The organism is Roseovarius sp. (assembly GCF_018066915.1).
GTDB lineage: Bacteria > Pseudomonadota > Alphaproteobacteria > Rhodobacterales > Rhodobacteraceae > Roseovarius.
Window position 1 is genome coordinate 1 of record NZ_JAGPVV010000271.1, and the last position, 6,213, is coordinate 6,213.

At 64.8% G+C, this 6,213-nt stretch carries 5 protein-coding genes; all 5 read left to right on the forward strand.

The window, feature by feature from the left end; all coding sequences use genetic code 11:
• Positions 1–2,727 (forward strand): AsmA-like C-terminal region-containing protein (locus KBT70_RS15115; RefSeq protein ID WP_296635610.1); only part of this gene is annotated, 2,727 nt, incomplete at its 5' end.
• Entirely contained in the window at positions 2,724–3,812 is a 1,089-nt protein-coding gene (gene queA / locus KBT70_RS15120; protein ID WP_296635616.1) for a tRNA preQ1(34) S-adenosylmethionine ribosyltransferase-isomerase QueA, read from the forward strand. The genes KBT70_RS15115 and queA, both read left to right, overlap by 4 nt.
• A gap of 66 nt (positions 3,813–3,878) precedes the next feature.
• Positions 3,879–5,132: an MFS transporter gene (locus KBT70_RS15125; protein WP_296635618.1), complete on the forward strand. Its 1,254-nt coding sequence runs from the start codon at positions 3,879–3,881 to the stop codon at positions 5,130–5,132.
• A 102-nt stretch (positions 5,133–5,234) separates the two neighbouring features.
• Positions 5,235–5,813: a DUF924 family protein gene (locus KBT70_RS15130; protein ID WP_296635621.1), complete on the forward strand. Its 579-nt coding sequence runs from the start codon at positions 5,235–5,237 to the stop codon at positions 5,811–5,813.
• 137 nt (positions 5,814–5,950) lie between these two features.
• Positions 5,951–6,213 (forward strand): FAD-dependent oxidoreductase (locus tag KBT70_RS15135; protein ID WP_296635624.1); only part of this gene is annotated, 263 nt, incomplete at its 3' end.

Below are 6,213 nucleotides of genomic sequence, written 5' to 3' on the forward strand. Positions count from 1 at the left end.
GAGATCACCCTGCGCGGCGATGTGGCGCTCCTTGGCGCGCGCGATTATGCGACCACGCTGGCGGTGAATTACACCGGCCGGATCGGCAGCAAGGCGGCGGAATTTGGCGCCACGTTCGAGGATATGCCAGCGGGTGACATCGCCGGGCAATCGCCCGCTCTCGCCTGGCTTGGGGCGATGCAGGCACCGATTTCAGGCGCGCTGAGGGCGGCGGTCGATGGCGAGGGGCGTCTGGGCCCGCTCAATGCCACGTTGCAGATTGGTGCAGGCGTGCTGCAGCCCACGCCCGCCACGGCGCCGATCAAGTTCCGCTCGGCGCGCAGCTATTTGACCTATGATCCGATGGTGCAGGAAATCCGCTTTACCGAATTGTCGGTGGATAGCGCCTGGGGGCAGGCGCGGGCCGAGGGCACCGCGCGGCTGGTGGGGATGGAGGCCGGCTGGCCGCGCGAATTGCAGGCGCAGATCCGGGTGAGCGATGTGGTGGCGGACCCGGCCGATCTCTACCCGGAGCCGATCCGATTCGAGCAGGCGCAGGTGGCGCTGCGGCTGAAGCTGCAACCCTTTGTGCTGACCATCGGAGAGTTGACCCTGAGCGATCAGGGTCAATACCTGCGGGCGCGCGGCGAGGCGCGGGGCAGCGAGGCGGGGTGGGATATCGCGCTGGAAGGCGAGATGGACGGGCTGGCCCCGGAGCGGTTGATGGCGCTCTGGCCCCGCGCCGCCAAGGCCAATACGCGCGACTGGATCGCGCAGAACGTGGCCAAGGCCGATCTGCGGGACATTCAGTTTGCCCTGCGCCTCTTGCCCGAACATCGCCCCGAGTTCTACCTTGGGTTTGATTTCGCGGATCTGGAAACGGTTTATGTCCGCGACGTGCCGCCCATGACGGGGGCCTCTGGGCGGGCGTCGCTCTATGACAACCGCTTTGTGATCCATGCCGAGCGTGGGCAGGTGGTGGCCGACGAGGGCGGTGCCATTGACGTGTCGGGCACGAGTTTCATCATTCCCGATGTGCGGATCAAGGAAAGCCCCGCAGAGGCCGTATTGCGGACCCGGAGCACGATCACGGCGGCGCTGTCGCTGCTCGATGCGCCGCCCTTTCGCTTCCTGCAAAAGGCCGGGCAGCCGGTGACAGTGGCGGAGGGGCAGGCCGAATTGGCGGGTCAGTTGACGTTCCTCTTGAAGAAGCGGCTGACCACGGAAGAGGTGGCCTTTGACCTTGGCGGCACGCTGAGCGACGTGCGCAGCGACACGCTCATCAAGGGGCGGGTGCTGGCGGCGGAGCGTCTGACAGTCGAGGCGAGCAACACGAATTTGCAGATTGGCGGCGCAGCGCAGGTCGGGGCGGTGCCGGTGCGCGGCAGTTGGCAGATGGCCATTGGTGGCAATCCGCAGGGCGAGAGCCGGGTGCGCGGGCAGATCGAGCTGTCGCAGCGGTTTCTGGACGAGTTCGGCATCGGCCTGCCACCGGGGAGCCTGTCGGGCGCAGGGCAAGGCGAGATGGAGATCGGCTTTGCCAAGGGGCAAGCGCCGGAATTTGCGCTGACCTCGGATCTGGCGGGAATCGGTCTGCGGCTGCCGCAACTGGATTGGGCGCTGGGGGCGACGCAGCGCGGGCGGCTGGATGTGACGGGCCGCTTGGGGCCGGTGCCCGAGATTACGGCGCTGGGTCTGAGCGGTGCCGGGCTCGAGGCGCGCGGGCGGGTGAGCCTGAACGCGGGCGGCGGGCTGGACCGGGCCGAGTTCAGCCGGGTCACGCTGGGCGGTTGGTTCGATGCGCCGGTGGCATTGGTCGGGCGGGGCGCAGGGGTCGCGCCGCGTGTCGAGGTGACGGGTGGCACGGTCGATCTGCGCCAGACATCGCTCGGCGGTGGCGGCGGGGCCGAAGGCAACAGCGGTGGCGGCGGTGTGCCGGTCGCGCTGCGGCTGGAGCGGTTGCAGATTTCGGAGGGTCTGGCGCTGACCGAGTTCCGCGCCGATCTCGACACGACGGGCGGCACGAGTGGCAATTTCACCGGGCTGTTGAATGGCACCGCGCCAGTTTCGGGGCAGGTGGTGCCGATGGGAGGGCGCAGCGCCTATCGGATCAGGTCGGACGACGCCGGGGGCCTTCTCAAGGCGGCAGGCCTCTTGCGGCAGGCGCGCGAGGGGGCGCTGGAGCTTGTGTTGACGCCCGCGCCGGAACCCGGAAGCTATGACGGGGTGCTCGGGATTGATCAGGTGCGGGTCAAGGAGGCCCCGGCGCTGGCGGCGCTGCTGAATACGGTCAGCGTTGTCGGGCTCTTGGAGCAGTTCTATGGGCAGGGGCTGCATTTTGGCCGGGTCGATGCGCGGTTTCGCCTGACGCCGGATCGGTTGATCCTGCTGGAAGGCAGCGCGGTGGGGGCCTCGGTCGGGATTTCGATGGATGGCTATTACGGTCTTGCCGACAAGCGGATGGACATGCAGGGCGTGGTGTCGCCGGTCTATCTGCTCAACGGGATCGGAGAGGCCTTTACCCGGCCCGGCGAGGGGCTTATCGGGATGAATTACACGCTCACGGGGCTGTCTTCGGACCCGGACGTGTCGGTCAACCCGCTCTCGGCGCTGGCACCGGGCTTTCTGCGCGAGATGTTCCGGCGGCCTGCGCCAACGGTGGGCACAGGGCGTGCGGCCACCTCGGGACAGGTCGAGGACAAGGTCGAGCGTGAGGCGCAGGATATTCACCAAAGACAGGACAGATGAAGCTATCGGATTTCGATTTTGACTTGCCGGAGGCGTTGATTGCCACGCGCCCCGCAAGACCCCGGCGCGCGGCGCGGTTGCTGGTGGCGGAAGGTGATGCGATCACCGATGCGGGGGTGGCTGATCTGGGGCGGTGGTTGCGGCCCGGCGACCGGCTTGTGCTGAATGACACGCGGGTGATCCCCGCGCGGTTGAGCGGTCTCCGCCATCGGTCAGGGGCGCAGGGGGACACGGCGGCCAAGATCGAAGTCACGCTGTTGGAGCCGGGGACGGAGGGCACATGGGGCGCGCTGATCAAGCCGCTGAAGAAGATCAACGAGGGTGAGGAAATCGTGTTTTCCGACCGGCTGTCTGCGGTGCTCGAGGCCAAGGACGAGGGGCAAGGGCGGCTGCGGTTCAACCTCAAGGGCGACGATTTCGATGCGGCGCTGGCCGAGGCGGGGGCGATGCCGCTGCCGCCCTATATCGCCGCGCGCCGTCCGGCGGATGAGCAGGACAAGGTGGATTATCAGACCGTCTGGGCGCGGGCGCCGGGAGCGGTGGCGGCCCCCACGGCCTCGTTGCATTTCGACGAGGCGCTCTTGGCGGAACTGGCGGCGATGGGGGTGGGGTTTACCCATGTCACGCTGCATGTGGGGGCGGGCACGTTTCTGCCGGTCAAGGTCGAGGATGTGACCTCGCACAAGATGCACGCCGAATGGGGTGAGGTGAGTGCCACGGCCGCCGCAGAGATTGCCGCCACGCGCGCGGCGGGGGGGCGGATCATTCCCGTGGGCACCACCGCGCTGCGCCTGATCGAAACGGCGGCGCGGGCCACGGGCGAGATTGCGGCCTGGTCGGGGGATACGGATATCTTCATTTATCCGGGGTTCGAATTCCGCGTGACCGATGCGCTGATGACCAATTTCCACCTGCCGAAATCGACGCTGATGATGCTGGTCTCTGCCCTGATGGGGGCGGATACGATCCGGCGGATTTATGCGCATGCGGTGGCGGAGCGCTATCGCTTTTTCTCTTACGGGGACGCATCGCTGTTGATCCCTGCGGCAAAGCCTGACAGGCGGGGCGCGCAAGGGACAGAGTAAGTCGTCTTTGGGGTGCCTCGTGGTGGTGCATCTGTTAGGCTGATCCCGAAGAACAAGGAGAGCGCGATGTTTCAGGTGCTGTCGGGGGCTTGGGCCCTCTTGCTGGGCATGATGTTGTTGCAGGTCGGCAATGGCATGCAAGGCACGCTTCTGGGGGTGCGCGGCGCGCTCGAAGGGTTTTCGACCTACGAGATGTCGGTGGTCATGTCGTCCTATTTCGTTGGGTTTCTCTTTGGCTCTCGGATGGCGCCGGAGATGATCCGGCGGGTCGGGCATGTACGGGTCTTTGCCGCGCTGGGGTCAATGATTTCGGCGGTGCTGATCCTCTATCCCACCATTACTGAGCCTTGGGCCTGGTCGATTGGCCGGGTGCTGATCGGGTTCTGTTTCTCGGGCGTTTATGTGACGGCCGAAAGCTGGCTGAACAACTCTGCCACCAATGCCACGCGCGGCAAGGCGCTGTCGCTCTACATGATCGTGCAGATGATCGGGATTGTGTCGGCGCAGGGGTTGATGGTGCTGGCGGACCCGTCGGGCTATGTGCTCTTCGTGATCCCGTCGGTTCTGGTGTCGCTGGCCTTTGCGCCCATTCTGCTGTCGGTCAGCCCGACGCCTGCCTTTGGCACGACCAAGCCGCTGTCGCTGCGGCAGATCATGAAAATTTCGCCGCTGGGCTGTGTGGGGATGCTGCTGACGGGCGGCGTCTTTGCCGCGCAATTTGGGATGGCGGCGGTTTACGGTGCCGAAGCGGGGCTGAGTGTCGGGCAAATTTCGGCTTTTGTGGCGTCCTTTTACGTGGCCGCTGTGGTGGCGCAATATCCGCTCGGGTGGCTGTCGGACCGGATGGACCGGCGCAAGCTGATTGCGGCGGTGTCCTTGGGCACCGGCATTGGCGCGGTCATCGGGATGGTGCTGGGGGATAATTTTTGGTTTCTGTTGCTGGCGGCCTTTGTCGTCGGGGGCACGTCGAACCCGCTCTATTCGCTGCTGATTGCCTATACCAACGACTTTCTCGCGCATGAGGATATGGCGGCGGCGGCGGGTGGCATGGTGTTCATCAACGGGCTGGGAGCCATCGCAGGACCGCTGATGGTGGGCTGGATGATGGGGGTGATGGGGCCGGGGGGCTATTTCCTCTATATCGCGGTGCTGATGTTCGCGATGGTGGCCTATGCGATCTATCGGATGACGCAGCGCAAGGCCCCGGCGGTGCGCGAAACCGACCGCTATATGCCGGTGTCGCCGTCTTCTTCGCCCATGGCGGTGGAATTTGCGCAAGAATATGCCATTGAAACCGCGCAAGAGGCGAAAGAGGATTGAAATCTGAAAAATATGTCCCTTCTGTAGCATTATGTTACTGTGGAACGGGGGGAAATCCCGTTACCGTCTTGAAAACGTCATAGGTCAATGAGGAGTTCCCCTATGGTCACACCCGACGACGTGCTGCGTTTCTGGCTGGATGAGGTCGGACCGGCGGGGTGGTACAAGGCGTCCGAGGCGCTGGATGCCGAGGTGCGGGAGCGGTTTCTGGCAGCATGGGAGAATGCCCGCGAGGGGGCGCATGGTCTGTGGCTGACCTATCCCAACGGGATGCTGGCCTATGTGATCCTGTCCGATCAATTCCCGCGCAACATGTTCCGGGACGATGCCCGCGCCTTTGCCACCGATCAACAGGCGCTGGCGGCAGGCAAGGTGGCGATCAATCGCGGCTGGGACATGCGGATTGACGAACCGGCGCGGCAGTTCTTTTACCTGCCCTTGATGCATTCCGAGAACCTCTGCGATCAAGAGCGGTGCGTGCGCCTGATGTGCGAGCGGATGCCCGAGCATGGGGCGCAGAACCTGACGCATGCGCGCGCGCATCGCGAGGTCATCCGCCAGTTTGGCCGCTTTCCCTATCGCAATGCCGCGCTTGAGCGGCGTTCAACCGCGCAGGAGCAGGCATTCGAGGCCGAGGGCGGCTATGGTGGCACCCTGCGGCGGATCATGCAGGCGGCGTGATCCGCGACCAAGTCCTGCGTTCCGAATTGCCGGAAAGACACGCCTGACAAATGTTTGTTCAGTCGGTCAATCATGTCGCGTTGCGAGATGGGGCAAAATAGTTTAATGGCAAACTAAATTTGGAAACGGAGGGCCGCATGGCATCGACTACCTATGACATGATCGTAATCGGGGCGGGTCCGGGGGGCTATGTGGCTGCGATCCGGGGCGCGCAACTGGGCCTGAAGGTCGCTATTGTCGAGCGCGAGCATATGGGGGGCATTTGTCTCAACTGGGGCTGTATCCCGACCAAGGCGATGCTGCGGTCGTCCGAGGTGTTTCACCTGATGCACCGCGCCAAGGAATTCGGGCTCAAGGCCGAGGGCATTGGCTATGATCTCGATGCGGTGGTCAAACGCTC

What these genes read in the sequence shown, in the direction of transcription:
- queA (WP_296635616.1), top strand. Translation starts at nt 2,724, where the DNA reads ATGAAGCTATCGGATTTCGATTTTGACTTGCCGGAGGCGTTGATTGCC.
- KBT70_RS15130 (WP_296635621.1), top strand. Translation starts at nt 5,235, where the DNA reads ATGGTCACACCCGACGACGTGCTGCGTTTCTGGCTGGATGAGGTCGGA.
- KBT70_RS15125 (WP_296635618.1), top strand. Translation starts at nt 3,879, where the DNA reads ATGTTTCAGGTGCTGTCGGGGGCTTGGGCCCTCTTGCTGGGCATGATG.